This is a genomic window from Methanomethylovorans sp. (assembly GCF_050177135.1).
Taxonomy (GTDB): domain Archaea; phylum Halobacteriota; class Methanosarcinia; order Methanosarcinales; family Methanosarcinaceae; genus Methanomethylovorans.
This window is the reverse complement of the sequence record NZ_JBFXHJ010000011.1, coordinates 1-25,805: the sequence shown is the minus strand read 5'-3', so window position 1 is coordinate 25,805 and position 25,805 is coordinate 1. Positions and strand designations below refer to the sequence as shown.

Annotated in this window: 28 protein-coding genes and 1 tRNA gene; 12 read left to right on the top strand and 17 right to left on the bottom strand. The window is 42.3% G+C overall.

Annotated elements, in window-relative coordinates:
* Positions 1 to 229: 229 nt before the first annotated feature.
* From AB7U21_RS02000 to AB7U21_RS01980, 5 genes are all read left to right on the top strand, one after another.
* Complete coding sequence (locus tag AB7U21_RS02000) at positions 230 to 1,525, top strand: ATP-binding protein (RefSeq protein ID WP_428386730.1); 1,296 nt, start codon at positions 230 to 232, stop codon at positions 1,523 to 1,525.
* A gap of 150 nt (positions 1,526 to 1,675) precedes the next feature.
* Positions 1,676 to 2,158, top strand: a complete 483-nt coding sequence (locus AB7U21_RS01995) for a 3-isopropylmalate dehydratase small subunit (protein ID WP_333786541.1) — start codon at positions 1,676 to 1,678, stop codon at positions 2,156 to 2,158.
* Between the two features lie 36 nt (positions 2,159 to 2,194).
* Complete coding sequence (locus AB7U21_RS01990) at positions 2,195 to 3,322, top strand: isocitrate/isopropylmalate dehydrogenase family protein (protein ID WP_428386727.1); 1,128 nt, start codon at positions 2,195 to 2,197, stop codon at positions 3,320 to 3,322.
* Between the two features lie 277 nt (positions 3,323 to 3,599).
* Positions 3,600 to 4,154 (top strand): B12-binding domain-containing protein, encoded by a 555-nt coding sequence (locus AB7U21_RS01985; RefSeq protein ID WP_333786539.1) that lies wholly within the window; start codon positions 3,600 to 3,602, stop codon positions 4,152 to 4,154.
* 242 nt (positions 4,155 to 4,396) lie between these two features.
* Entirely contained in the window at positions 4,397 to 4,708 is a 312-nt protein-coding gene (locus AB7U21_RS01980) for a hypothetical protein (RefSeq protein WP_333786538.1), read from the top strand.
* On the opposite strand, the gene AB7U21_RS01975 is transcribed toward AB7U21_RS01980, so the two are convergent.
* The 12 genes from AB7U21_RS01975 to AB7U21_RS01920 form a co-directional block, all read right to left on the bottom strand.
* A complete protein-coding gene (locus tag AB7U21_RS01975) occupies positions 4,687 to 5,397 on the bottom strand; it encodes an ABC transporter ATP-binding protein (protein ID WP_428386725.1) in 711 nt (236 codons plus the stop codon). The two genes, AB7U21_RS01980 and AB7U21_RS01975, sit on opposite strands and share 22 nt — an antisense overlap.
* Positions 5,390 to 6,505, bottom strand: coding sequence for an ABC transporter permease (locus AB7U21_RS01970; RefSeq protein WP_333786536.1), 1,116 nt, complete (start codon positions 6,503 to 6,505; stop codon positions 5,390 to 5,392). Before AB7U21_RS01970 ends, AB7U21_RS01975 begins: the two co-directional genes overlap by 8 nt.
* Before the next feature lies 1 nt (position 6,506).
* A complete protein-coding gene (locus AB7U21_RS01965) occupies positions 6,507 to 7,565 on the bottom strand; it encodes a hypothetical protein (RefSeq protein ID WP_428386722.1) in 1,059 nt (352 codons plus the stop codon).
* A gap of 15 nt (positions 7,566 to 7,580) precedes the next feature.
* The gene (gene pyrH, locus AB7U21_RS01960; protein WP_428386720.1) at positions 7,581 to 8,285 is read right to left on the bottom strand and encodes a UMP kinase; all 705 of its coding nucleotides are present in this window, start codon (positions 8,283 to 8,285) and stop codon (positions 7,581 to 7,583) included.
* A 20-nt stretch (positions 8,286 to 8,305) separates the two neighbouring features.
* Positions 8,306 to 9,040 (bottom strand): hypothetical protein, encoded by a 735-nt coding sequence (locus tag AB7U21_RS01955; protein WP_333786533.1) that lies wholly within the window; start codon positions 9,038 to 9,040, stop codon positions 8,306 to 8,308.
* Positions 9,041 to 9,065: 25 nt separating this feature from the next.
* The gene (gene asd / locus AB7U21_RS01950) at positions 9,066 to 10,097 is read right to left on the bottom strand and encodes an aspartate-semialdehyde dehydrogenase (protein ID WP_333786532.1); all 1,032 of its coding nucleotides are present in this window, start codon (positions 10,095 to 10,097) and stop codon (positions 9,066 to 9,068) included.
* A gap of 58 nt (positions 10,098 to 10,155) precedes the next feature.
* Positions 10,156 to 10,332 (bottom strand): 4Fe-4S binding protein, encoded by a 177-nt coding sequence (locus tag AB7U21_RS01945; RefSeq protein WP_292352393.1) that lies wholly within the window; start codon positions 10,330 to 10,332, stop codon positions 10,156 to 10,158.
* A 163-nt stretch (positions 10,333 to 10,495) separates the two neighbouring features.
* A complete protein-coding gene (locus AB7U21_RS01940; RefSeq protein ID WP_333786531.1) occupies positions 10,496 to 11,227 on the bottom strand; it encodes a DUF7289 family protein in 732 nt (243 codons plus the stop codon).
* Positions 11,211 to 11,651: a hypothetical protein gene (locus tag AB7U21_RS01935; RefSeq protein ID WP_428386717.1), complete on the bottom strand. Its 441-nt coding sequence runs from the start codon at positions 11,649 to 11,651 to the stop codon at positions 11,211 to 11,213. The genes AB7U21_RS01940 and AB7U21_RS01935 overlap by 17 nt, the downstream gene beginning before the upstream one ends.
* On the bottom strand, positions 11,648 to 12,112 hold the full coding sequence (locus AB7U21_RS01930; protein ID WP_333786529.1) for a hypothetical protein: 465 nt from the start codon (positions 12,110 to 12,112) through the stop codon (positions 11,648 to 11,650). The genes AB7U21_RS01935 and AB7U21_RS01930 overlap by 4 nt, the downstream gene beginning before the upstream one ends.
* Positions 12,100 to 12,612 (bottom strand): DUF7288 family protein, encoded by a 513-nt coding sequence (locus AB7U21_RS01925; protein ID WP_333786528.1) that lies wholly within the window; start codon positions 12,610 to 12,612, stop codon positions 12,100 to 12,102. The genes AB7U21_RS01930 and AB7U21_RS01925 overlap by 13 nt, the downstream gene beginning before the upstream one ends.
* Positions 12,612 to 13,586: a DUF7287 family protein gene (locus AB7U21_RS01920; RefSeq protein ID WP_333786527.1), complete on the bottom strand. Its 975-nt coding sequence runs from the start codon at positions 13,584 to 13,586 to the stop codon at positions 12,612 to 12,614. The genes AB7U21_RS01925 and AB7U21_RS01920 overlap by 1 nt, the downstream gene beginning before the upstream one ends.
* A 178-nt stretch (positions 13,587 to 13,764) precedes the next feature.
* Between AB7U21_RS01920 and AB7U21_RS01915 the strand changes: the two genes are divergently transcribed.
* The 6 genes from AB7U21_RS01915 (at position 13,765) to hcp (ending at position 18,871) form a co-directional block, all read left to right on the top strand.
* Positions 13,765 to 14,196, top strand: a complete 432-nt coding sequence (locus AB7U21_RS01915; RefSeq protein ID WP_333786526.1) for a peptidylprolyl isomerase — start codon at positions 13,765 to 13,767, stop codon at positions 14,194 to 14,196.
* A 187-nt stretch (positions 14,197 to 14,383) separates the two neighbouring features.
* Positions 14,384 to 15,058, top strand: a complete 675-nt coding sequence (locus AB7U21_RS01910) for a winged helix-turn-helix domain-containing protein/riboflavin kinase (RefSeq protein WP_333786525.1) — start codon at positions 14,384 to 14,386, stop codon at positions 15,056 to 15,058.
* Between the two features lies 1 nt (position 15,059).
* A complete protein-coding gene (gene ribB / locus AB7U21_RS01905; RefSeq protein ID WP_333786524.1) occupies positions 15,060 to 15,821 on the top strand; it encodes a 3,4-dihydroxy-2-butanone-4-phosphate synthase in 762 nt (253 codons plus the stop codon).
* Between the two features lie 19 nt (positions 15,822 to 15,840).
* Positions 15,841 to 15,915 (top strand) — tRNA-Pro (locus tag AB7U21_RS01900).
* Positions 15,916 to 16,171: 256 nt separating this feature from the next.
* The gene (gene mtaA / locus AB7U21_RS01895) at positions 16,172 to 17,209 is read left to right on the top strand and encodes a methylcobamide:CoM methyltransferase MtaA (RefSeq protein ID WP_428386732.1); all 1,038 of its coding nucleotides are present in this window, start codon (positions 16,172 to 16,174) and stop codon (positions 17,207 to 17,209) included.
* 42 nt (positions 17,210 to 17,251) lie between these two features.
* A complete protein-coding gene (gene hcp, locus AB7U21_RS01890) occupies positions 17,252 to 18,871 on the top strand; it encodes a hydroxylamine reductase (protein WP_428386713.1) in 1,620 nt (539 codons plus the stop codon).
* Positions 18,872 to 18,959: 88 nt separating this feature from the next.
* Here hcp and AB7U21_RS01885 read toward each other — a convergent pair whose 3' ends face one another.
* The 4 genes from AB7U21_RS01885 to AB7U21_RS01870 all read right to left on the bottom strand — a co-directional run bounded on the left by AB7U21_RS01885 (position 18,960) and on the right by AB7U21_RS01870 (position 24,098).
* A complete protein-coding gene (locus AB7U21_RS01885; protein ID WP_333786522.1) occupies positions 18,960 to 19,364 on the bottom strand; it encodes a hypothetical protein in 405 nt (134 codons plus the stop codon).
* 64 nt (positions 19,365 to 19,428) lie between these two features.
* The gene (locus AB7U21_RS01880; RefSeq protein ID WP_428386710.1) at positions 19,429 to 21,231 is read right to left on the bottom strand and encodes a CARDB domain-containing protein; all 1,803 of its coding nucleotides are present in this window, start codon (positions 21,229 to 21,231) and stop codon (positions 19,429 to 19,431) included.
* A gap of 1 nt (position 21,232) precedes the next feature.
* Positions 21,233 to 22,333: an ABC transporter permease gene (locus AB7U21_RS01875; RefSeq protein WP_428386708.1), complete on the bottom strand. Its 1,101-nt coding sequence runs from the start codon at positions 22,331 to 22,333 to the stop codon at positions 21,233 to 21,235.
* Entirely contained in the window at positions 22,326 to 24,098 is a 1,773-nt protein-coding gene (locus tag AB7U21_RS01870; protein ID WP_428386706.1) for an ABC transporter permease, read from the bottom strand. Before AB7U21_RS01870 ends, AB7U21_RS01875 begins: the two co-directional genes overlap by 8 nt.
* A gap of 138 nt (positions 24,099 to 24,236) precedes the next feature.
* Between AB7U21_RS01870 and AB7U21_RS01865 the strand changes: the two genes are divergently transcribed.
* Complete coding sequence (locus AB7U21_RS01865) at positions 24,237 to 25,145, top strand: ATP-binding cassette domain-containing protein (protein ID WP_428386704.1); 909 nt, start codon at positions 24,237 to 24,239, stop codon at positions 25,143 to 25,145.
* Between the two features lie 24 nt (positions 25,146 to 25,169).
* Here the strand turns inward: AB7U21_RS01865 and AB7U21_RS01860 are convergent, their stop codons facing one another.
* Complete coding sequence (locus AB7U21_RS01860) at positions 25,170 to 25,577, bottom strand: bacteriohemerythrin (protein WP_428386702.1); 408 nt, start codon at positions 25,575 to 25,577, stop codon at positions 25,170 to 25,172.
* Positions 25,578 to 25,805 lie beyond the last annotated feature (228 nt).

Genomic DNA, 25,805 nt, shown 5'->3' with positions numbered 1-25,805 from the left:
TTAGATAGAATGAACCGATGGGAGTGATTCTTTATGTACAGGAGATTCCTCTTAATGGATTCATTACCCTAGAATTTATACTTTTTGTTTTGATCCTGTGACCTTGTAATTTATTTTTAAGTTATGACCTGCCCCGATTTTTGCACTGGATACTACTATTTTACATTAAATGCCTGGCAACTGAGCATCAGATGGAAATAAATATATATGTTGCATATTTTTCACATGTATGAATTCTATCTCTGATACTTTTGCAGCGGGTGTCACCAAAAAACGCTATGTTCTTGGTAGAAGAAATAATGAGGAAATGGGTCTTCTTAACCTTGGGAGATATCTGGCACTGGACGGCTCAGCTGCGTCTTATGTAGGATTGGATGCTCTTAGGCCTCATTGTATCTTGATCTGTGGTAAAAGAGGCTATGGAAAGTCCTATACTATGGGTACCCTTGTAGAAGAACTATCATTGCTTCCTTTTTACATCAGGAATAATATTGCGTCTCTCGTGATCGATACCATGGGCATATTCTGGACAATGGGAAAATCTAATGACCCACAAGAGATCTTATTGAAGCAATGGTCACTTGACCCAAGAGGAGTAGAAATAAAAGTTTTCGTCCCTGCCGGAAGTATCAGTAAATATGAAGGACAAAAAATAGAGGTCCTACCGTTCTCTATTCCCATTTCTTCAATGGATGGTTATGCATGGTGTAAGCTTTTCAGTATCGATGAAGTTTCTCCTCTGGGAGTACTGCTAATAAGAGTAGTTGCAGAGCTCAGATCAATGCATGGAAGTTTTTCCTTTGATACAATAATGGACGTGGTGATGGAAGACGAAAGAGCTGACAGTGTGACCAAGAGTGCTGCTGAGAACTACATCAGAACGGCATCTTCATGGGGCATTTTCACAGAAGAAGGAGTCCCTGTGAAAGACCTTGTTCAAAGGGGTTGCACAACAGTTCTCGATGTTAGCACTCTTAAGGACCTGGACGTAAGAGCAGCTGTTGTTGGGCAGATCAGCAAGGAAATTTATTATCAGCGCCTTGATGCGCGCAGATCAGAGGAATGTATGACAATGGGATATGAACAAGATAACACAGGTATGCCCATGGTCTGGATGTTCATCGACGAAGCTCATCTTTTTGTACCTAAGGGAAGCAAGACACTTGCTTCAGATATACTTATCAACGAATGGTTGCGCCAGGGCAGACAGCCGGGGCTTTCACTGATCCTTGCCACACAACGTCCTTCAGCCCTTGATCCGGAAGTCACTTCACAATCAGATATACTCATATGCCATCGTCTTACAGCTGCTGAAGATGTCAATGCTCTTGAATCTTTCAGACCAAGCTACATGAAAGAGAATATTGGGGATTCTATCCGGAAAATGGGAATGGAACAGGGAATAGCATTTATACTTGATGATACCACCGAGGCGGCTCATATAGTAAGAATGCGCCCACGGCTTAGCTGGCACGGGGGCAATGAACCCAGTGCACTAGGCTATGGACATGAAAAAACTGAATAACTATTATCCTGGCCGGATGTATGAATTATCATTCCCTTTACATTAGTATTATTTAGGATTATTGTATTTAGGTAGTTGATGTCAGTTACTATAAAGCTGAAAGAATGACACTATCATTGATAATATTATAATTCGTCTGGCTGTGATAACATGAAAGGAAAAGTTTGGAAATTTGGTGATGATATTGATACCGATGCTGTGATCCCGGGCAGGTATCTTATAATGAACACACCCAAAGAACTTGCAGCCCACGCTTTTGAGGGTGTGAGGCCGGAGTTCCCAAAGCAGGTGAAAGAGAACGATATAATTGTTGCTGGCAATAATTTTGGCTGCGGATCTTCGAGAGAACATGCGCCTTTGGCGCTAAAAGGAACAAAGATAGGCTGTGTTATAGCAAAATCTTTTGCTCGCATATTTTTCAGGAATGCCATCAATATAGGAGTTCCACTTTTGGAATGCCCTGATACCGACAGAATAGATGATGGAGATATCCTTGAGGTAGACCTTAGCACGGGGATCATTAAGAATATTTCAAAGGATGAGCAGTACCAAGCCACCCCACTACCGGATTTCGTGAGGGGGATCGTGGATTCCGGCGGGCTGATAGAATATGCCAAAAAAATGGTAAGGTAAATACAAAGACAAATATCGGTTTTAAAAGGAAGGAACATGACACAGTATAAGATTCCAGCTATACCCGGCGATGGTATCGGGCCAGAGATAGTTGCTGAAGGTAAGGAGGTTATAGATGCAGCAGGCGAGAAATTCGGGTTCGATGTTGAATGGGTGGATTTCCCCCATGGAGCAGATCATTACCTTGAAACCGGAGAATTGATCTCCTCCGATACGCTCAAAGAACTCTCCAATTACCCTGTGATATACCTTGGTTCTATCGGAGATCCAAGAGTTGCTCCGGGGGTTCTGGAAAAAGGGATTCTTCTGGCAGCAAGGTTCTATTTCGACCAGTACGTGAACCTCAGGCCCATAAAATTGCTTGAGGGTGTGTGGACACCTGTAAAAGACAAGACCCCAAAAGACATAGATTTCACTGTGGTAAGAGAGAACACTGAAGATTTCTACATAGGCATTGGCGGAAAAGCTAAAAAGGGAGTCAGCAAGAACCTGCTCGAGGTTGAAAGAAACCTGTATTCTGCTAAGTTCGGCCTAGACATTGAAACAGATAGTGAAGAGATCGCTTACCAGATAGGAATGATCTCAAAGGAAGGAACCCGCAGAGTGATCAAATACGCTTTTGATCTTGCTATGAAAAGAAAGAAACACGTATCCTCAGTGGACAAGGCGAATGTACTTTCCGATATATATGGGTTTTGGAGACAGGAGTTCCAGGACATAGCCTCGGGATATCCAGAAATAACAACCGACTTTAACTATGTGGATGCAATTACCATGTGGTTTGTGAAAAACCCGGAATGGTTCGATGTAGTTGTCACTCCTAACATGTTTGGTGACATAATCACAGACCTCGGCGCAATGGTACAGGGCGGTCTTGGACTCGCTCCGGGAGGCAATATTAATCCAGAGGGTACGAGTATGTTCGAGCCAATACATGGTTCTGCACCAAAGTACAAGGGACAAAATAAGGTAAACCCTATAGCTACGATCTGGGCAGGTTCCCTTATGCTGGAACAGCTTGGAGAAAAAGATGCAGCAGATGCTATAGTTGCTGCTATTGAAAAGAACATCCTTGACAGTAAGGTAAAGACCTATGATATGGGTGGTACATCAACCACATCCGATGTAGGTAACGATATTGCAAGAATAGTTTCTTCTATGTAAGATCCAATACCTGCAATTGCGCAGGTATTGACATTTATTTCCTTATAATGAACGATCTGTTCACTGATATCAACAAAAAAGATCAGTATTCTACTTTTGTTATGATTTTGTTTGATTAAAATACATATACAAATATAATTTTCTGTTTTTATTAAAACCATCATATTAATAATGATTTATCATCCGGGACTCGCAAAATATAAATACATCTTAGTTTTTGTGCAATATGTTACAATGTTCCTGCCTTACCATTGAGGGGAACGCGGGAGGTATTAGTGTGCTAAAAACTGATCTGGAAAAAACAAAAGATAATATCCTTTTCAGGATAAAAAAATCGATCCATGAATTTGATGAAAAGGCAGTAAAATCGGCTGTAACAGAAGGTATACAGAAAGGAATAGATCCTGTGGTACTTGCCGATGAAGGATGCATAGCAGCTATGAAGGAGATAGGAGACATGTTCGAGTCTGATGAAGTAGTACTTGTCCAGGTACTTGCTGCAGCAGCAGCCATGAAGGCAGGCATGGAGGCCCTTGCTCCGGAAATCGAAAAGATGCATGCTGAACTCAAACACCATGATAAAGCTGTCATCAGTGCACAAAACGAAGATGAGAATTCAATAAAGAGGGCTATCCTGGAAGTAATGTTAATGGTAAACGATTTCGATGTTATAGAGCTAACAGAGAATGAATCCATAATAGATTTCGTCGAAAAGGATAGTACATTGTCGAACATTCCAACTGATTGCAAAAAGCAGCTCAATGAAGTGATACATTCACACCCGGAAGCTGCAATACTGCAGCTATGCGAGGGTTCGGAAGGAATTTGTTAAGATCTTTATCATATACTATATTTCACTCTTTTTTATTTTTTACTTATTGTTTATTTTCATTTCCCATATCCACTGTCTATTAAAGAAGATAAGAGAAGTTCACTCATCATTATGACAATGAGTATACACTGTTGTGTAGAAATCTATATATAGATAATTATTCTTTTTTTAACTAGAGCTTAGAACCAAATATAAGCCGCAGATAACCAAAATAAGTTCAAAAAACGAAGGAAGCGACCGGCATGGACAAGACTATAATGGATCTGGAAAAGAACCTTGATACTCTCCACGAAATGTTCAAGAAATATGCTCAAGTATCCCAGCAGTACCAGAAGCAAATATCAGATTCAAACATTAGTGAAGAAAGGAAGGCAGAACTTCTGGAAAAGCTGAAAGCTGAAAATGAGAAGGTACAAAGGGCAAAGATGCAGATCCAACAATTGGAAATGAATCTGGAAGCATTGAAGGGATCAAAGGCTAAAACAAACCCTTCTACCACTGTGGAAACTGAGAAGAAGGCAGAAGACACAGCTTACCTTGTAGCATATTGCTGATCATCTCTTCTCTCCTCATGTGACAGGGTTCCATCCATTATGCGGATCACTCTGTCACAGTGCTTTGCAACTTCCGGGTCATGGGTAACTATTATGATCGTCTGCCCCTGAAGCCTCAATTCCTCGAATATTGTGATAATTTTATCTCGTGTACTGCTGTCTACCTCTCCAGTAGGTTCGTCAGCGAGAATTATGGAAGGACCGTTTGCAATAGCCCTTGCGATAGCTACCCTCTGCTGCTCCCCCCCAGAAAGTTCATTTGGCCTGTGATGCAGCCGTTTTTCAAGTCCTAGTCTCTGAAGCAGATCTTCTGCCCTTTTCAGCCTCTCTTTTTTAGTCATCCCTGAAAACCTCATGGCAAGCTCGACATTCCCAAGAGCTGACAATGCTGGTAACAGATTATAGTGCTGGAATACAAAACCTATCATCCTCCGCCTGATCCCTGGAAGTTCCCTGTCAGGAATAGCAGTGATATCAAGACCTCTTATCACGACTTTGCCACTTGTGGGTTTTTCCAGACAGCCGACAAGAGCCATCAAAGTAGACTTCCCAGAGCCACTTGGCCCCATTATGGCAACAAGTTCTCCCTGACTGATGGTGAACGTGACATCATGGACCGCAGTTACCGGGATCTTCCCCTGCATGTATGTTTTGGAAAGGTCTTCTACCTGCACTATTCGTTCATCCATGCCTCAGAGCCTCCATTGGGCTCATGCTGGCTGCCCGGTAAGCCGGGTATGCTCCAGATGCCATTCCTATGAGTGTTGCGAACAGCATAGCAACTATAAGCAGCCTGTAAGTTATTGTGAATAATATTATGCCCTTGGAGGCAAGCCATGAATTCAGGGCATATGCTGCTACGCCTCCGGTAACGATGCCAAGGACACCCCCTATTACACCCAGCAGGGCAGCTTCTCCCAAAGTGAGAAGTATGATGTCCTTTGTCTCTGCTCCCATTGCTTTCAGAATGCCGAACTCCCGTGTCCTTTCAGCAACTGACATAAGCATAGTATTCATCACACTCAAACCTCCTATAATAGCTGCAAGAATGGCAGAACTTATAGTCACCACACTAAATATCAGCAATGATTGACCTGCCTGTTCCTTTAGTTCATTGGGAGAAATTGTGTTTACTCCTTTTACGCTCAGCTCTATTCTTTTGGACAGGAGTTCAGCATCTACACCTGGTGCCGGTTCGACGAAGATGTATGTAATGGAGGTCTCGGCAGTATATATATCCTGAGCTGTATCAAGAGGTATTGTAGCGTAACTGTCAAAAATAGAACCTGTGTATTCCATAATGCCAACAACTGTAAACCTTTTCTCGTTCAGTTCCAGAGTGCTACCTACATCCAGACCGTACTCTCCGGCAATGTTCTTTCCTACCACTGTATGGTACGTATCTCCGGCCGTAAGAAATCTTCCTGCTTTGAGTTCCACAGGTTCTAATACATTTCTCGATTTCCGTGGTGGTACGCCCAACACCTGCTTGCCGCTCATACCGAATTGGTCTTCATCGAACAAAGTGACAAGCACTCCATAAGCATCCTCGACTCCTGCCACACGCCTTACATCGGAAACTTTGTGTTCGCTCAGGCCACCACCAAAAATGCCGCTCTCTGCAAAGACCCTGATCTTCTCACTTGTCAGGCTCATGGATTTTTCAAAGGTCTGTCCGAAATTCTCAGACATAGCCCCCATCACCACCAGGGCAAATATGCCCAGAGCTATGCCACAGATGGTCAGCATAGTTCTTACCTTGCGCTGGACAACATTCTTGATGATGAGATCAAGCATCTTATCCCCTTTTAATACTGAATAGGAGAACAGCAGCCAAGAAAACTGTAATGCTGTAAACAATGTTCAGACCAGATAACTCATTCGTTTGTTCCGGCTGGGCCGGGGGCAATTCTGTGATCCTCACGGCAGTCTCGTAACTATCGAGGATCTTACCATCATTGCCGATCGCACTTATTATCACAGCATAGTTTCCTCCTGTAATATTTTCCCATAGAAAACCAACTGTATCCTCTTTGTTGAAAGTGAGAACTTCACTTTCTTCTTCAAAATATGTACTATTTTGATCGCTGCTAAGGGTTATTCCTACCTTACCATAGAAAGGCACCTGTGACATGCCCCGGAGTGTTACACTTGCACCATATTCATCAATTTCTACATCATCGGTCATTATTTCCACATCCTGCTCTGCCATGAAGATGGAAATATAGGCTGATGTAAGATCGGATCCATGGGAGCGGACCTTCAGCACTGTGACATACTGTTGCCCATTGTCAAGCAAAATGGGCCATATGATGCTCTTCTCCATGGATTGGATTACAGAAATGTCCTCTAAAGTTTCAAAATATATCAACTCATCCTGCCGGAAGATCTCAAATGTCATATCTACAATGGAAGGACGATAAATATCAGTAGGGCTGATGACGACAGCTGCTCCCTTATTATCAGAATTGAAACCTGCAACTTTGAATTCCAGCAATGCCTGATTACCATGAACGAATTCTGTCTGCCTGCTGTCAGCAAGCTCTCCATCTACAAATACACTTACCGAAAAAGAATAGATGTTCTTTTTCAATTCACTCTCCCATAAAGTAATTAGAGTAAAATTTCCTGCGGATACATCACCCAGCCTGACTACTTTGGAATCTATGGATCGATCACTTAACATCAGATCATAGCTCAGTGTCACATTACGCATATACTCTGAAAAACCGATCGTGACCTCACATAGATCACCATTTGCATACATATCAGCGATGCTTACCTGTCCAGTAGCTGCAGCAGGAAAGACCAGTGTGATAAAAAGGAAAAAAACAGTAAGAAATATTCTAAGTTTCATGCTGACCACAGAAACTTATCCTACGATCCGTGTGCCAAGATGAACTTCTTTCGAAGGCATAGAACCTATGCTTTCCTGCATAATGACATACTCCACCTTCTTAGGATCTGCTCCATGCATAACAATGGTATTAATATTACAGCGCTCTATGATCTTGGCTGCCAGGGGGTCTACAGGTGATTGGGAACCAGCCTTCATCTCTGTAGAGATCACTATTTTTACAAGTTCCTTGGCGGTCATGGTCTCGTACTTGACTGCATTCGGGTCCTTCTTTGGATCAGCTGAATATACTCCGTCAACAGATGTCGCAATAACAATAAGATCAGCTTTAAGATATTCAGCAACTATGGCAGTTACAGCATCCGTCGTCTGTCCCGGAATTACCCCTCCCATAACAACGATCTTGCCTGAAGAAAGAGCTTTCCATGCTTCCTTGTAATCTACAGGAGGCTCCGGATATGCATCCTCTCCAAGCGCAGTAATAAGTAGCTGTGCATTCAAACGGGTTATAGAGATACCGATATAATCAGATTCAGCTTCATTAGCTCCCAGGCTCCTTGCCGTCCTGATGTAATCTCTTGCAGCAACGCCTCCTCCGACAACAACTATGAGTTTGTGTTCTTTCGCCAGATCCCTGAGCATATCTGCGTAGGCGCGGAAACCTTCAGTACTAAGGTCCTTTGCAAGAATGGACCCTCCAACTGATAATGCAATTAACATGATGATCTTGAGGTTTTAAGTCATTCATGCTTCATATATATAACCAGTAATCCAATGATAAACATGGACCAAAGACCCGTAAAACCGGGTATGAACGTGCTAATAGATAATGGAGGACGCTTTTTACCCATCTGTCCACTATACAGGACATCACCGTTAAAAAGACCGCTAACGCTTACCATGTCCCCAGCTTCAAGATCAGTAGACCCATAGTAAGATACGCGAAGTCTGTGACCAGTATCCAGACTTGAAATATCAGCAACATATGCTCCCATTGTCGGCTTAATTCCGGTAAGATTGCCTGTCACAGTAACATATTTTCCGTTAAACTTTGATGCATTGGAAATAATGGCACTTATGTTTACCTCACCCATCTGTACAGTGGGATAATGCATAACATAGTTAGGGTAAAAGATACTAGTTCCCATCGGATCATAGAGAAACTGTCCTGTGAGCTTGATACCGTCCCCCACATTAAAACCAGCAAACAGCTGCTGATTGGTGTGGTCTACTTTTAGTTCATAGTTATCCTGGTTAATGGTGATCAGGTGCTTATCTATTTCAGAAATATTTCCGACAACGCTTATCTTGCGATAAGCCATCGTACTATCGTAAACCGTTGGATTTTTAATGATCTCCGATAGAGGCACTAACTCAAGTTCAAAAATAGTATTTACATCTGATGCCACAGCGCCTGATATTACTCCCATCGACAGCAAACAGACAAATAGGAATGTGATCAGGCGATGCATCATATTTTCTCGATACCTTTTTATGTCATCAGAGTTTGCCCTGCTTGTGCAGGAGTTCAGCATTGAGCACACTGGCACCTGCTGCTCCACGAATAGTATTGTGGCCCATCAGAACGTAACGTATGCCTTCTCTTATGCGTCCTACACTGATACTCATTCCGTTGCCCATATTGCGGTCGAGGCGAGGTTGTGGCCTGTCGGCCTCTTCCCTTACTATAAGTACTTGTTCAGGCTCGGTGGGTAAGTCCCCCAAATTGGGATTGAAATTGAGGAATTCCTGCCTAACCTGCGCAGGAGTTGGATTATCCCTCATGGTGATCCATACTGTTTCAGTGTGGCCGTCCATAACAGGCACTCTGTTACAAGCAGCACTCAATTTGAAATTTGCATTTACTATCTCTGAACCGTTAAACTCACCCAGAAGTTTGAGAGGTTCGGTTTCCATTTTCTCCTCTTCACTTCCTATATAGGGTATTACGTTATCAAGGATGGCCATTGATGGCACGCCTTCATACCCGGCACCGGATATGGCCTGCATTGTGGCTACATTTACATTCTGGATGCCGAATTTCATGAGTGGTTTCAGTGTAGCTACCAGCATGATCGTAGAACAGTTAGGATTTGTAATTATATATCCGTCCCATCCTCTCTTATCCTGCTGAACTTCTATAAGTCCAAGGTGGTCTGCATTGACTTCCGGGATCACAAGAGGGACATCTTTATCCATACGATGCGCAGAGGCATTACTTGCCACCACAAAACCCTCTTTTGCGAAATCTGCTTCCACGCTTTTTGCAAGGCTTGCAGGCAATGCAGAGAAAACAACATCTGCATCCACCTTGTTGGGATCCACAGGTACAATTTCCATATCTGCAACTTCATCCGGAAGTTTTACATCCAGCCTCCAGTTAGCTGCATTCTTGTATTTCTTTCCTGCACTCTTTTCTGAAGCAGCAAGGGAAGTGATCTCAAACCATGGATGATCGGCAAGTGCTTGTATGAACCTCTGTCCGACAGCTCCTGTAGCACCCAATATTCCGGCTCTGATTGGCTCTGCCATATTGTAACCTCGAAGAAAAGAAAACGATCAGAAAAATAGGAAAAGATTGGTCAATACTTTATTCCATTGATATAGCGCTGGTTGGGCACACATCAACACATGCACCGCAGTCCAGACACTCATTAGCATCGACTACTGCAATGTTGTCGCCATTCAGTGAGATTGCCTCTGCAGGGCACTCATCAACACATGTTCCACAGCCTACGCATTCGCTTACATTGATTACTGCTACCATATTTTTTACTCTCCGTGCTTGTATGACAATCGTTACTATTTATATAGCAATTATCGAATATACGATAAGCCAACTCAGATAAAAACCTATCGATATTCGGATGCGATCCAAGGGGACTCAAAAAGTAGCTTATGAAATACTTTTTTGAACGTTATAATCAATTTCACATGATCGAAACATCTATATCATGACTGCCTATAATAAGCCACGTCTGAAGCCTTTGGGCAGATACACTGGATGAATTAGAACTAATTATATTGAAACCGTTTTCATCAAGATATCTGGCCCACTGTTTGGAATATGCACTTTGGATCGTTATAGTGACATCCACTTTCTCTGAAGGTTTGATCAGGTTACTTGAATTGTGTTCCATGTTTATGCTTGCTATTCCATTTCCACTGGTGGAACGACGACCATGAACGCTTATGACACCTATTGTTGTCATGTTGTCGTTGTTGATCATACCTGTATAGATAGGGGGCTTGGATACCAGAATTGATCCAGATGGATGTTGTTTCATCCATAATCCTCCATTTTCATAAGTCAGTATGTCCTCATTCTTGATGAATTCGATATTCCCTGTGTTATAACGAACGTCAGTACCGTTATAGTTGACCACTATTGAAGAGCGATCATCAACGGACAATGTTGAAGAGTGCAGTTTCATTTTCATTGTCTTCACAGGCACCTGCTCAAATGCAACCCTTTTCATATCACTTTGCAAAACAATGAAACTCTGCTGAGCATTTTCAAATACACTGGATTCAATATGATCTTGTAGGATAGGGTATCCTAATATGTAGATCATGCTCATCGACAATATCACGATGGAGAACATCAAAATAAATCCCACTGTCTCGGAGACGGCAGCATCATTCCTATTTTCTTGAGTCATAGCTTATCCTGTGATTTATATCACTGCTTGAAACCGTACCATTGATAAGAATTGTAGTCGCTATTCCACTTATTGTAACACTTGATTCCTTACCCGAGGAGGATTTCAGTTCAAATATCTGATCCGTCATGGCAAGGTTAGCATTAATGATGTAGGGTTCACCGCCAACTTCCGAGGGTATCATGTAATCAGACTCGATCACACCATTTTCCGGAAGTATAAGATACATATCCGTAACTAGAGTGCTCATCATATTACCAATGTCACTGAACTCATTCTGGACCACGGTCTCTTTTGGTCCTTTCATTAGCATATCACCAAAGCTCATATACAGCATGACAAAAAGAGTTATGAACAGCATTGAGAATATGATATATTCCATAGTCACAGAAACGGCTTCTTCGTTTCTGAACAGATTTTTCATGATCCCACCTCAATGATCTCTGGTTCGGAAGAATAGTACGTCATACCGTTGTTATATGTTATGTTAACTCCTACAGTACTGATATTCAAGTTATTGTTTGTAATAGATGCAATGTCAATCGTACTTAGAGAAAGAGTGACCTCTTCCCCATGACCTGCATATAGCATCGCCATCTGTTCCGTATAATTCTCAAAAAGCAGACAATAATTGTGCTCTATGCTCTTGCTGTTGCTCTGATTAAGTTCAATAGCAAGTTCTGTTATATACACAGAGCTTTCTCTCGTCTGTGATGTAATGTCCCTGATCTGGTGTTTTGGGAACTCCAGCACCGCATTAGATGAATGATAGCCAGTGATCATCGTCTGATTCACCAGCACTGCAAGAGTTACCAGTGAAAAGCAAAGCACAAATCCCGAAAGAATGATCAGTTGTCCTGAAGTATTATCTCTTAAACCTGCCATACTGTAAGCCTCACCTCCACCATTTGAAGTTCATCAGATGCAAGTGACCACTTCCCATTGGCCGCAGCGACCGTGGAATTAGTAAGCATCACAGTCCTGCGTGCAACTGCTGCATCTTCTGTAGGATAACCGTGGAGAATAGTATTATTTGTGATCAGGTTGCCATTTTGAACATAGGATATATTTACATTGTACAGCAATCCCGGCAACAATAAAGATAGTTCACTGTCTAAAAGAGGCAAAGTGCTATTACCTATTGTAGCGTCTTTCATATCCCAGCCTGAAACACATTCCGTAAGATTGGCGCCTATTGCATAAGATGGAGCGACGTCCAGCAAAGTGAGAGTATCATATGACATCTGCTCAAGCTGGACATCAAGCATCATCTCATTTTGAGGGGTCATCACCGTGGAACTTTGAGTAATGATCAGAACGGTCATTGTTATAAGCAAGGCTGCTCCAAGTCCCTCTAAAGTCTGGAGCTGAGCTTTATCGTCCATCACCACACCTCCACTACGAGCAAAGCAGGTTCGTATCTCTTTTCAATGTTTTCATTGTAGCTAGAAAAAAGAGATACTTTGGGGTAAAATACGTCGGTAAAACCAAGTTTCAACTGATAAGATGTATTAGAAGAAAAAAGGCTGCTATTAAGATCTATCAGCAAGCTATCATTATTTAGTATCCTATCCGGACTTACGTATGAATTGAAGTTCCCGTAAAGTGGTCTTTTTTGTATGGTGTAATTTGAAGATTGAAGTAAAGTTGAACCATTCAGACTGGCATTTATGAATGCAGCATTGGAACCTGAGATATTGAAATTGTTTATCTGTATTGTAACATTCTCTGCCACCGGACCGATAATGCTAATGTTTGCTATATTTTTATTCCCCGCATATCTATTAAGATATCTGCCATCAAAAACAGAAATATTGCCTGTTTCAAGCAACACTATCCTCTTCATCTTTGCCATGTTCTGGCCTGGAAGCAATGAACTGCCTATAACCATAGTAGAATTGTTTATTGCCACTGGCTGCCCATCAAGCAAAAATGAGATGTTATATCCGTAGTTCATTTGTTTACCATTGATACTGTCAAAAAGCCCGAGTTTACGTATAAACTCAGTTTCATTTAATTCACTTAATTTTTTGAACTGGACTAACTTATCTTTTGAGATCATGTTTGGGATTTCTGTGAGCCTGGATTTGACATCATCATCTGCAGCCAGCCCTATACGTTGCACATTTGCTGTATGATACTCCCAGCAAGTATCATTATCACTATTGTTTGACCACCAGCCAGGGTCTTCTGCAAGAATACAGGAAGTGCGGTATGCCGCATAACCAAGTTTATCTTCTCCGGTTGAGCCGGAGATAAAAATACCTGGAACAAACTGTACTGTAAAACCTATAGCAATGAGCACCAATGAAACTCCCAGCAGGAAGTCCATGGCAATCTGACCTCTATCATCCATCATGTTTATTATGGAACTCTTTTTATAAAAATATTGTGACTTAAATGTGGACAAAATTGTGCTTAAGATTCTCACAATTACATTCCAGATATAAAAATCACAGTCGAATATTTCAAAAAAGATATTATAGAAACACTTAAATCTATCCCATCCTTTAACCAGATGAAATAAGGTGGGAATAATGAAGAAAGCTATCATTGAGACCGAGAAAGGCAATATCGTACTGGAACTGTTCGAAAAGGATGCACCCAAAACAGTGGCAAACTTTGAAAAGCTCATAAAACAGGGATTTTACGATGGACTGACATTCCACAGGGTAATCCCTAATTTCGTCATCCAGGGAGGATGTCCAAAGGGAGATGGCACAGGTGGTCCCGGTTACACTATCAAGTGCGAGACAAAAGGCAATCCCCGCAAGCATGGCAAAGGAGCTCTTTCAATGGCACATGCAGGTAAGGACACAGGTGGCAGCCAGTTCTTTATCACTCACTCGCCCCAACCTCACCTTGATGGAGTTCATACAGTATTTGGTCAGGTGATCGAGGGCATGGACGTTGTCAACAAAATAAAACCAAAAGATGTGATGAAAAAGGTCACGATCTCCGAAGAATGAGAGACGATCTCATTCCTGTTCTTTTCTTTTCTATTCGTACTCTACAAATATTGATCTTGCGGGACAGTATTTATTTTCATAGATGTCGGCATTGAAAATGTGAGTGATGAAATATTCTATCAAAACATTTATCTACATATCACCTCAAATATGAGTTTCATCTCTAATATGAGATGGGATTTTTATTATGTATGCTGCAGAGCCTTTAAAGAAATTGGCACTTCTTGGTGCTACCGATAAACACATTAAAATATCTTCTGCTGAGTTTGCGCAGTATACAACCACCAGTTCCAAAACCACAGCGAGGTTGCTAAAACAGCTTGAAGATGACAAATACATTGAACGCCAACTTGTTCCGGGCGGACAAAAGATCATACTCACGTGCAATGGTATAGACCTATTGCGTAAGGAATACGCTGAATATCAGCGTATTTTCTGCCGGGATGATGCGAATATCGAGCTCCATGGCAAGGTCATAGCGGGTTTGGGAGAAGGTCAATACTACATCGCACAACATGGATATATGTCACAGTTCTCTGAAAAACTGGGTTTTCAGCCTTTTCCGGGAACTCTGAATATAAAACTAAATGAGGCTAGTGTTGCAACGCGACAGCTAATGGAGTGCACAGAACCAGTCTTAATAGAGGGTTTCAACGACGGAGAGCGAACCTTTGGTGCGGGGAAGTGCTATCCAATAAGAATAAATGGAATGAAGAGCGCAGTCATTATCCCGGAAAGAACACATTATCCGGCCAATCTGCTGGAGATAATAGCTCCAGTAAACCTCCGGGAAAAACTTCATTTAATAGATGGGGACGAAGTGAAAATAGTAGTAGAGAAAAAAAACAAATGTGAGGGATAAAATGACAGGCATGCAAGGATACAGCAATAACATATTGAAGGCAATAGATGCCATAAGGCAGGGTAAGATGTTCCTGCTTTTTGATGCTGAGGGCAGGGAAGCTGAAACCGACCTTACGATCCTTGCTCAGGCAGTGAGGCCTGAGGATGTGAAACGCATGCGCAAGGACGGAGGAGGCCTGATATGTGTAGCCTTGGATCCGATGGCATGTGAAGAACTGGACCTGCCTTTTATAGCTGAAGTGATGCGTGCTGCACATGAGTGCAGCAGTACCCTTGGAGGTACTGTAGAAAAGGGAGGAGACCTCCGATACGATTCCCGTTCTTCTTTTTCGATCTGGGTGAACCACAGAGATACTCGCACAGGTATTCCAGACAATGACAGAGCTATTACAATAAAAAAACTAGGAGATATTGTAGAAAAAGTTCTTGCTGGAAAGAAAGTGAACTTTGGTTCCGAGTTCCGTACCCCTGGCCATGTAGCAACCCTAAGGGCAGCAAAAGGATTGATAAATGAGAGGCTTGGCCAGACCGAACTATCAATTGCTCTCGCCAAGATAGCTGATGTCACGCCAGCTATGGTGGTATGCGAGATGCTGGATGACAACACAGGCAGGGCTCTTTCCAAAGAAGATGCAAAAGCCTATGCTGAAAAACACGGAATGGTATTTATTGAAGGCTCAGAGGTCATAGAAGCATATAATACCTGGACCACAGCCATATCTATCCCATCGGAAAAAGAGATATACTACAATGTACATTAGGGTATGCCTATCCCTTAAGGGGGCCGTAGGGTAGCCTGGACCATCCTACTAGACTGGGGGTCTAGTGACTGGAGTTCAAATCTCCACGGCCCCATTGATCATGTTTTTTAGGGCCTTATTCACAATTCGCTCATTTTGTTTCAATATTGATCGGATCATACTCTTCTGGACAGTTACTGAGAATGTTCTTACACAAATGTGTATGCTTGTGAAACTTATCTTGCATAACGAGGGTCACCCCCAAGATCAGCAGAATAAGGCTGCTCATACTGTGCTGATACAATTGATTTATTTAGCTATAGAGAATAATGATACAAAATAGAACTTATATTGTTATGGGGGAATCTGTTCTGTCGGAACTGACATTAAAACAACGTTTTATCGCTTCTCTTGAAAGGAAAGATGTTGATAAGGTGCCTGTCTGTTCGGTAACACAGACCGGAATCGTGGAACTTATGGAACTGACAGGCGCAAAGTGGCCTGATGCTCATTATGACCCTGAGAAGATGGCAACTCTGGCTATTGCAGCACACGAGATAACAGGACTTGAGGCGGTGAGATACCCTTTTTGCAACACGGTGATGCCTGAGACCCTTGGTTGTACCATTAAAGAAGGAACTCTGGATACCCAGCCACAGATAATCGATTTCCCATGCAAGGAAAAGAAAGATGTTGCCGGTATGACAGTACCCGATAAACTGCTTGAAAGCAGAAGAATAAGAACAGTTCTCCAGGCCACTGATATTGTAAAAAGCAGACTCTCAGATGACGTTCCGGTAATTGCTGGTATACTGGGTCCTGCTGCTATCGCCTGTTGTCTGTGTGGCGTGAATAATTATCTGATGTGGTGTATCACTGCACCTGAAGTTCTTGAAGAACTGCTGGTCCTGGGTACAAGTGCTTGCACGGAATATGCGAATGCCCTATTTGACAGAGGCGTGGATGCGGTGGTGATTATAGATTCAGAGTCAGGCCCTGACCTTTTTCCTCCTCCACTGTTCGAATCCATGATATTGCCTCATTACAGGTCGATCACACAGGATCTGAAAGGGCACTCGATCCTTCATATTTGCGGGGATGCCACAGAGATCATGGACAAGATGGCAGATTCCGGTTTTGAAGGACTGAGCATAGAGGAAAAAGTGAACCTTGCCTATGCAAGTAAGGTAGTTGCAGGCAGAGCTTGCCTTATAGGTAATGTATCTCCTGTTTTTACATTGCTGGAAAGGTCCCCGGAACAGATCAAAAAAGAAGCAAAACAATGTATCGAGAATGGAGTAGGTATACTTGCCCCGGGTTGTGGGATCGCCCCGCAGACCCCTATTGAAAAGATCAGGGCATTTGTGGCTGCCAGGGACGAATATTATGGGTTTGGGACAGAAAGGTAAATAGACTACCTACACATCACATATAAAAAAGAAGGTGACAAAATGTTCTGCTACCAGTGTGAAGAAACAATGAAAGGGGAAGGCTGCACAAAAAATGGGGTGTGCGGTAAGAAAGGGGAAGTCGCGGAACTTCAGGACGACCTCATCTACGTGCTTAAAAGCATTGCATTCTACAATCAGAAAGCAAGAAAGGCTGGTATTTCTGAAAAGAGGACAGATGAGTTCATGCTTGATGCTCTTTTCTCAACAATTACGAATACAGATTTCAGAGCGAGCGGAATTCATGACCGCATCGACAGAGGCCTCAAGCTCCAGAGTGAGATCAGGCAAAAACTTCTGGATAACGATCTTCTTGATGAGAAAGATCTGCCCGAGATCGCAACTTTGAACCCGGAAAACCTTAAAGACAGAAATGCAGGCATACTTGCAACAGAGGACGAAGATATCCGATCATTGAGAGAACTGTTGATCTATGGCATCAAAGGGATCGCAGCATATGCACATCACGCTATGATGCTTGGACATACCAATAAAAAAGTAAATTCATTTATCGAAGAAGCCCTTGTGGCAACTACGGATGATAGCCTGACTGATGAGAAGCTCATCTCACTGGTCCTAAAATGTGGGGAGAAAGGTTTTGACGTAATGGCGGAACTTGACATGGCAAATACCGCCACATTCGGAAATCCGGAACCTACTTCGGTCAATATTGGAACAAGAGACAAGCCTGGTATCCTCATCAGCGGACATGACCTGCATGACCTGAAACAACTACTGGACCAAACAGAAGGAACAGGGGTAGATGTATATACTCATGGGGAGATGCTGCCTGCAAATTCATATCCAGTATTTAAGAAGTACGAACACCTGGTAGGCAACTACGGAGGATCATGGTGGCGTCAGCAGCAGGAATTCGAGAGCTTCAACGGTCCGATATTGATGACGACCAATTGCATAGTTCCTCCAAAGAATACCTACATTGACAGGTTATATACTACAGGCCCAGTAGGTTATGATGGCGCCACACACATTGTGGCTGAGGATGGTAAGAAAGACTTCTCGGCCATTATCGAGCAGGCAAAGCAGTGTGAACCTCCGGTACAACTGGAAGAAGGCACCGTCATGACAGGTTTTGCTTATAATTCCGTACTCTCTAACGCAGACAAGATCGTTAATGCCGTCAAAGCAGGCAAGATAAAGAAGTTCATTGTCATGGCAGGATGTGACGGCCGTCACAAGGAGAGACAATATTATACGGATTTCGCAGAAGCATTGCCAAAGGATACTGTAATACTCACAGCCGGATGTGCAAAATATCGTTACAATAAACTAGATCTTGGGGATATTGATGGTATCCCAAGGGTACTGGACGCAGGACAATGCAATGATTCATTTTCACTGATCGTCATTGCACAAGGACTCATGTCCAGACTTGGATTTATCGATGTTAACGAAGCACCGATCTCGTACAACATCGCATGGTACGAACAAAAAGCGGTCCTTGTGTTGCTTACTCTCCTGAGGCTTGAGATACATAACATTACCCTTGGTCCAAAGCTACCGGCTTTTATCTCACCAAATGTTCTCAAGGTCCTGGTGGAGAAGTTCAATCTGACACCGAACAGCACTATAGAAGAAGACATGCAGAGGCTCTTAAAATAAACTTAATGTGTAAACTGCTATTTCGCTCCACCTAACCTCCTGCTGTGAGCAGAGCGTACAAAACGGAACGATTTCTATGTTTCGGTATTTACCTATGAAGCAGAGAAACAGCCTTTGAGACAATGCCCATGGAAGAAGATATGATCTTTTTTGGAGGCTTTGTCTCTGCAGCTTTTACCTGAACTTTCTTATATTCTTTTCTTCCCAGGTACCATGTGAAGATTTCCGAATAAACGATCATACCAATGAGCGTTGACCAGATGAACAACAAGACATGGTAGTTGTTTATAGGCACATTTCCCTCGGCAAGCACCACATGCCTGAAAGCGAGGAAAGACAATGCCGTATCAGACATAATGAAAATACATGTAAGAGGCACCAGTAAAAGGGCAAGTATAGCAACTGCCGAAGATACATACACCATGAGCAAAATAGCCATCAATGATAGCAGCGCGAATATTACCAGTGAGATAAAGGAATATGTAATATCCATAGTATCATCATAGCATATTTTCTAAAACTGGCCAAACCTGTGGCATTAATATATTACTAGTGTATTAGATATATACTTTTCTTATTAAAAAAAACACCACTACAGGTATCACTGCTACAATACAAAAAATCCCTACAAAAGAAGAAACAAGGAAACTTGCAGCCTGTAGATCTGTTATCTCACTTTCCTGTGGCTCATTTACCACAGATGCTATACTGCAAGCTTCAGGTTCCTCATATACTTCAGATACAACTTCCCTGTCAATGTACATTTCTACCTGCTCCGAGTAAACAGTCACTTCTTTCATCTGCACATTAGTATAATCTACCTGTAATGCTGGTAGTGCATATTCTCCTGCTTCTGAAAAAACGATATTATAGCTTTTTGTGGATGTTTCCCCCGGAGCAAGTTTAGCAGACCACTCCAAGCTACCGCTTACAAGATCAGCATCTTTAGGAATATTATCATGCATACTGACCTTTACTTCCTTGTCACCCCCATTTGATATCTGCAAGGTTACAGTAACATTTTCCCCTTCCATTGCATATTCGGTATTGACGGTCTTATCTGCCACCACATAGGAACCGTTCACCATTAGCTGCGGGGCAGCAGATGCTACCTCATATACATCTCCATTGTCTCTCCAGCTAGCAACGGCACTCCCTAAAGTGAAATTACCGGGGATGTGCGGGCTAACAATGTAAGTGATCTCATTGGTAGCATGAGGACCGACTTGCAATTCCCACTCAAGCTTTTCTGGATCCTGCAACCCGAAAGAGTCTGGTACGCTGTCTGTTACTGTTAATACTACTGGTATATCGTTCATGTTCTTCAGCTTAAGGCTAATCTCCAGTTGTTCATGGGTTGAAGCAATAGTTTTTCCGTATAGGCTGTTATTCCCTCTGATCTCCTTGGTCATGCAAACATAAGGCCCGACAAAGAAATCTTGTGTATCGGTTGCATAGTATGCATCTCCTGAATAATCTCCACCTGATACTTCTGTTGTGACAGATATGGATCTGCCTGTTGCTGCCACAGGAATATCAAGACCCATATTTAATGCCACTGTTTGTAATGGTGCAAGAGTTTCCAATGACAGTGCCTGTTCGGTAAATACACCTTCACTGACCTTATTCTCTATTTTGATCCCCCTCAGAGATAAAGTACCATTGTTGGTTACCCTAAGTATACACGAAATAGTGTCGTCAGCCTCAAAGGTATCACTAGAAGGCGATAAAGCGACCTCAACATCTGGTTTTCCCGGCCTGTATGTTTCAATGAACGCTTTTGATCGGTCTTTATCTATGTAAACCAGCCTGACCATGAGTTCACGGTCATATTTTTTGTAATCACGCAAAACAAAAGCATTCTCATATTTCCCTGATGGAGAGGTAACTGAAATATTTACTTCTTTGCTGGAAAAGTTTGTTAAGGATATGGCATATGCTCCATCCTGTATCACATCCCCCATCGATAAAGAGATTTTAGGCGTCGACAGCACCCACACTTTTTCAAATTCGTGCCCATACAAAACGATAGAGATCTTGCCTGAAGAGATTCCATTCACTTTGATCTTAAGGTCATTGTCATATATTCTCTGATCGTTTGGGCCGGCATCCACATAATAGGCTTTTTTGAAGTCATCGTTCTTGTATACAAGGATCACAGCCGATGGCTCTGCAGCTTCCTGATCAAGTTCATAGACCTTCAGGGTATATCTTTCAATTGTGGCCTTCTCCCCAGGTCCAAGCTCAAAACTTCCTTTATAGACCCAGATATCCTCATGCTGAAAATCATATGCACTGCTGGGAAAGATGGAAAACAGCAGTATAATGAAAGTAAAAAAAACATGTGACGTTCTTTTCATATCAGATCTTCATATGTTCTTTTTCCACGATGCTGGTCAACATCCATAACAACAGGACAGCAAGGCACATGTATCCTGCTATCCATGTAAACGCTTCCACATATCCTATGCTGTCAAGCGCAAGCCTGGAAACAAGATTAAGAGGTGAATTGGTATATAGGTACGATGACATGAACAGAAGTATCAGTACAAGTGAATAGAACAACTGAGCTGTTCCTCTTTCTCTGCACAAGACAGCTATTATGCTTCCCACAACGACAAGTATCAAAGAAACAATAGCCACCATTAATAGGATCTCAGTAAAGTTATTGATCCCTATGCCATTAAGTCCCAGCAGTAACATCCAAGCCAGAGACTGTACAGGTGAAATGGCAGTTGCAACCAGAGTTTTCCCTCCGATCACATCTAGCAGGGATACAGGAGAAGCGAGCAATAAATCCAGTGTTTTGCGCTCAAATTCTTCGGTGATCATGTCAATTACAAGCCCGCCTGATATGAAAGCAGGAGTGAACACCAGTAGTGGCAGAAGTGCCACGTAGATAAATTCCAGCTTACTGGAAGATGTACCTTTATCCCACCGCATGATCTGAATATCAAGAGGGGTGTAGCCATCAAGCCGCGTGGTCCTTATGGTCCTTACACTTTGCTCGAATTTCTCAAGTGGTTTTTTCAACTGCAGTGAAACAATCGTTGCTTTCAGTTCGGATCTGGGTAGATATATGTCCAGATTGATCAGATTATTTCCTTCAGCCGTTTCGTTAGGTATGTTTATTATCGCATCTATTTTCCGGTCATAGAAATCATTATAAGCTTCCCCGAAATCAGCATATTTCACTGGCTCCAGATCACTTATTTTCATCAATTTGAAGAGTTCTCCTTCGCCATCTCCAATAACCCCTATCTTTGATTCTTTCATTTGCATACCTTGCAATGCCATTGGGTCATAGAAAGATGTAAGGCCTACAACAAGGAAGGCAGAGAAAGAAGCAATGAACAGCTGTACAAGTAAGGAAAGCACGAATGTCTTTTCAAGCAGCAATCCGTTATATTCCCTTCTGGCAATGGACAGGATCTTGCCCGGACACACTTTATTCTTATCCAAAAAGAAGCCCCCTTAGCAGGTAAGTATTGTAGATGGTATGTACTCCCGTTGCAACTATCAGGAAAAATACATAGTATCGGGGACCTGTAAAGTACACGCCCAGAGACGTGACCATGGTAGTGATCACATGTAATAACAAAGGTATCAGGAGCAATGTACCCATGGTCATCACTGATCCGAATGCAGAGGAAGCAATAGGTGCAAGGGTTATCACAGATACGAGTTTCTCTCCAAAGAAGAATCCACCACCTGAAAGCAATGCAAGCATTCCGGCAGTTTTCAGGTTCATTGACCTTAATCCTCTTTTCATGATGGTGTAGATACCTACGGATTTTGCTATTTCTTCCACAAGAGCCGAGAGTGTTATCATTGCAATGATCGAATAAGGAAGAGGCAGGTTGAAGAGCATCACTATCAGCATTAGTTGTGCCATGTAGACGAAAGGAATTGATACGATGCTAAGGGTAAATACAGAACCCAGACGTACCGAGAGGAACAGTTCCATGCAATCCATTGCCTTTTCGGTCATGGTCTTCTGGCTGAAAAGGTCTTCTTCCCGGAAGATCGCTGTACCAAAGCCATAGATGCTCAATGCAACGAGATAAAAAGGTAATGTGGAGAAGACATACTTCCCAAAACTTATGTTTCCCTCTTCTATCAAGTTAACCATGAGCGTCATTGGAGAAATAGAGCTTACTGCATGCACATTTGCAAACATGGCAGGAAAGAACACATATCCTGAAACGATCACGGAGAAGAATACCATAGCGAATGTCAGTTCCTTGAAACTGCGGGAAAATATAGCTGCAATGAAAGATAATGAAAAGAACAGGAGTAGTACAGGAAATATCACTCCTATCATTGCAAGGGATGTTCCCAGTTCATGGATGTCCGAAGGTCTTTCGATGTAAAGGGAGATAACTGATAGCAGGACCATGGCGACAAGCACATATGGGATGCTTTTTCCAAGCACTATGTCCCTGCTCCTGAGAGGAGCCATAAGCAACAACTCACATCTGCGGTTGGTCCTCTCTTCCATTATACTGGAAGAATAGAACTGAGAAACAAAGTAAATAGGAAAGATGAATAAGAAAGAGTAAAGTATTGCTGTGAAAGGTATGGGCGGCGTAAAATTGGAAGGTGTGGCAATGGTCTGTCTCTCAAATAATGTTTTCGAATCACTATTATCCAGATCCTCCAGTTCTTCCGGCGAAACAATGTGAGAAGTTCGCTTAGCTGCAGCTGCATTTCCTTTATACTCTCTGGCACCATCTGCATTTTCATTCTCATCATCCGAAACCTGATCATCTTTCTGAGTAGTTCCCCCCAGTACCTGAAAGCTCTCAGGTCTTTCAAGGTCATGGATAGTAACCCATACGGGATGGCTGTTGTTAATATCGTTGTACGATGAAAGGACAGCTTCTCTGTGATCAATGAACACCTTCCCCAGTGCATCGGCAGCGGCAATTGATTTTTTCGTGCCTGAAAGGTATGCACGGTCCTCTACAACCGTTATATCTGCATCTTTACCATCGTCAGTTAATACATAGAATCTTTCATCAGCTTCTATGATGCTGTTCAGCTCCGGGGAAGCAGAAACAACACTGTATATCTTTTGATCCAGATTCATGCCTGTAAAGGATACTGCATATGATACAACAGCAAGTAGCAGTAATGTGAAAAGGATAGCAAATACAGACCTGTGGCTGAACTTCATTCCTGATCTGAGAAATTCCCATTTAGCAACTGTATACCAGCCTGACATCAAAATATATAATGTTTTTATTATATTAATAGATATGGAACCTGCAGATGCCCGAATCTTTTAATGGACATTGAGTACAGTTGGGTCCAGAATATCAAATAAATATATATAATTTAAAGTATTATTTTACTTTTGCACATGATAGAAGTGAATGGGCTGAGAAAGAAATATGGTGACTTTGTTGCCGTGGACAGGTTAAGCTTTAATGTGGGAAAGGGCGAGATATTTGGTATTGTAGGTCCAAATGGTGCAGGAAAGACCACTACCCTGAAAATGCTTAGCGGCCTAGTGAGGCCTACTGCAGGTAGCATACGGATAAATGGTATCGATATGTCAGTGGATCCCGTAAGGATAAAATCCTTTCTTGGATTTTTGCCGGAAGAATCTCCTCTCTACGAAGGCATGTATGTGGAAGATTACTTACTCTTTTTCGGAGAACTATACGATGTTAAAAAGCACATCGCCAGACAAAGGATCAACTCTCTTCTTAACGATCTTTCGCTTAATGCCGCAGGCAAGCGTATAGGCGACCTTTCCAAAGGCATGCGCCGCAAGGTTGCTATTGCAAGATCCCTCATAAACGACCCGCAACTGATCATATACGATGAACCAGGTTCTGGGCTTGACCCTATGACCTCCAGGTTCATAACCGAATATATAAGGTCTCTAAAGGAAAGAGGCAAGACCGTTATTTTCAGTGCGCATAACCTGTATCAAATGGAAAGCCTTTGTGACCGGATCCTCATAATCAAAGATGGAAAGCAAGTTACACTGGGCTCCGCTGCGCAGATACGAAAAGACCATTCGAAAGTTCTCTACAGGCTGGAGTTTATGCTGGAAGATATTGAGGACATATGTATTCAAGGCGTAAAACGTCTGGAAGACAGGTTCGTGCTTGTCACTGCAGACATGGGTGCTGTCAATGAGATCACAGGACGCGTAGCCACAAACGGAGGCAGGATAATAGAAATGAGGACCATCGAGCCTGCCCTTGAAGAGGTATTCCTAGAACTTATGGGCGTAGATCTTACTCATAGTGATAGCTGATATACCTGCAAGCTTCAAAAGGGATTAATTCAGTCCCTTTTCATTAAATAGAGCTGCATATTTCTTATCACTGGATTGTATATGAATGACCAGCCAGTTCTTGAGGAAATTTAAAAGATCATAGCTTAATCCGGTTTTTCCGTTTTCATATCCTTTTTTGAACTCAAGTACCTGTTCAACAAACTTTTCATGTGAGAGCTTATGTGCTTCATAATCCGGATAACCGAACTTCTTCATGTATTTCTCTTCAGTGGAGAAATGATATTTTGTATAGTCAGCCATTTTATTGATGATAGTAAGAGACACTTCTTTGCTCTTAGCATGCAGCATAGCATCGTGGAGCTCGTTGATCATGCCTACAAGCTTCTTGTGCTGTTCATCGATCTCTTTTATATTCACACTATACTTATCAGACCAGGTTATAAGAGACATTCGATCACCATGCGTGATATATTTTTAAATGTATAAATATATTTGCTGAATTATACGTCGAGTTATCTCTGACAATTACAGCGGTACGTTTATTAGTTGCTTATACAATTATTGCGCACGCAACAAATAGGAAACCGTGAAGATGGACAGACTAAGAGAACAGGAATCTATTGGCAGAGATATATCCCATCTGTTCAGATCCATCCGCAACTTCATGGGACGTCAGCT

Coding starts and splice junctions, on each gene's coding strand:
- AB7U21_RS01915 (WP_333786526.1), top strand. CDS start 13,765: ATGAAGAAAGCTATCATTGAGACCGAGAAAGGCAATATCGTACTGGAA.
- hcp (WP_428386713.1), top strand. CDS start 17,252: ATGTTCTGCTACCAGTGTGAAGAAACAATGAAAGGGGAAGGCTGCACA.
- AB7U21_RS01865 (WP_428386704.1), top strand. CDS start 24,237: ATGATAGAAGTGAATGGGCTGAGAAAGAAATATGGTGACTTTGTTGCC.
- AB7U21_RS01925 (WP_333786528.1), bottom strand. CDS start 12,612: ATGGACGATAAAGCTCAGCTCCAGACTTTAGAGGGACTTGGAGCAGCC.
- AB7U21_RS01990 (WP_428386727.1), top strand. CDS start 2,195: ATGACACAGTATAAGATTCCAGCTATACCCGGCGATGGTATCGGGCCA.
- AB7U21_RS01910 (WP_333786525.1), top strand. CDS start 14,384: ATGTATGCTGCAGAGCCTTTAAAGAAATTGGCACTTCTTGGTGCTACC.
- AB7U21_RS01920 (WP_333786527.1), bottom strand. CDS start 13,586: ATGATGGATGATAGAGGTCAGATTGCCATGGACTTCCTGCTGGGAGTT.
- AB7U21_RS01870 (WP_428386706.1), bottom strand. CDS start 24,098: ATGTCAGGCTGGTATACAGTTGCTAAATGGGAATTTCTCAGATCAGGA.
- AB7U21_RS01975 (WP_428386725.1), bottom strand. CDS start 5,397: ATGGATGAACGAATAGTGCAGGTAGAAGACCTTTCCAAAACATACATG.
- AB7U21_RS01995 (WP_333786541.1), top strand. CDS start 1,676: ATGAAAGGAAAAGTTTGGAAATTTGGTGATGATATTGATACCGATGCT.
- AB7U21_RS01980 (WP_333786538.1), top strand. CDS start 4,397: ATGGACAAGACTATAATGGATCTGGAAAAGAACCTTGATACTCTCCAC.
- AB7U21_RS01860 (WP_428386702.1), bottom strand. CDS start 25,577: ATGTCTCTTATAACCTGGTCTGATAAGTATAGTGTGAATATAAAAGAG.
- AB7U21_RS01885 (WP_333786522.1), bottom strand. CDS start 19,364: ATGGATATTACATATTCCTTTATCTCACTGGTAATATTCGCGCTGCTA.
- pyrH (WP_428386720.1), bottom strand. CDS start 8,285: ATGTTAATTGCATTATCAGTTGGAGGGTCCATTCTTGCAAAGGACCTT.
- AB7U21_RS01930 (WP_333786529.1), bottom strand. CDS start 12,112: ATGGCAGGTTTAAGAGATAATACTTCAGGACAACTGATCATTCTTTCG.
- AB7U21_RS01940 (WP_333786531.1), bottom strand. CDS start 11,227: ATGACTCAAGAAAATAGGAATGATGCTGCCGTCTCCGAGACAGTGGGA.
- AB7U21_RS02000 (WP_428386730.1), top strand. CDS start 230: ATGAATTCTATCTCTGATACTTTTGCAGCGGGTGTCACCAAAAAACGC.
- AB7U21_RS01880 (WP_428386710.1), bottom strand. CDS start 21,231: ATGAAAAGAACGTCACATGTTTTTTTTACTTTCATTATACTGCTGTTT.
- ribB (WP_333786524.1), top strand. CDS start 15,060: ATGACAGGCATGCAAGGATACAGCAATAACATATTGAAGGCAATAGAT.
- AB7U21_RS01935 (WP_428386717.1), bottom strand. CDS start 11,651: ATGAAAAATCTGTTCAGAAACGAAGAAGCCGTTTCTGTGACTATGGAA.
- asd (WP_333786532.1), bottom strand. CDS start 10,097: ATGGCAGAGCCAATCAGAGCCGGAATATTGGGTGCTACAGGAGCTGTC.
- AB7U21_RS01945 (WP_292352393.1), bottom strand. CDS start 10,332: ATGGTAGCAGTAATCAATGTAAGCGAATGCGTAGGCTGTGGAACATGT.
- AB7U21_RS01965 (WP_428386722.1), bottom strand. CDS start 7,565: ATGAAACTTAGAATATTTCTTACTGTTTTTTTCCTTTTTATCACACTG.
- AB7U21_RS01970 (WP_333786536.1), bottom strand. CDS start 6,505: ATGCTTGATCTCATCATCAAGAATGTTGTCCAGCGCAAGGTAAGAACT.
- AB7U21_RS01955 (WP_333786533.1), bottom strand. CDS start 9,040: ATGATGCATCGCCTGATCACATTCCTATTTGTCTGTTTGCTGTCGATG.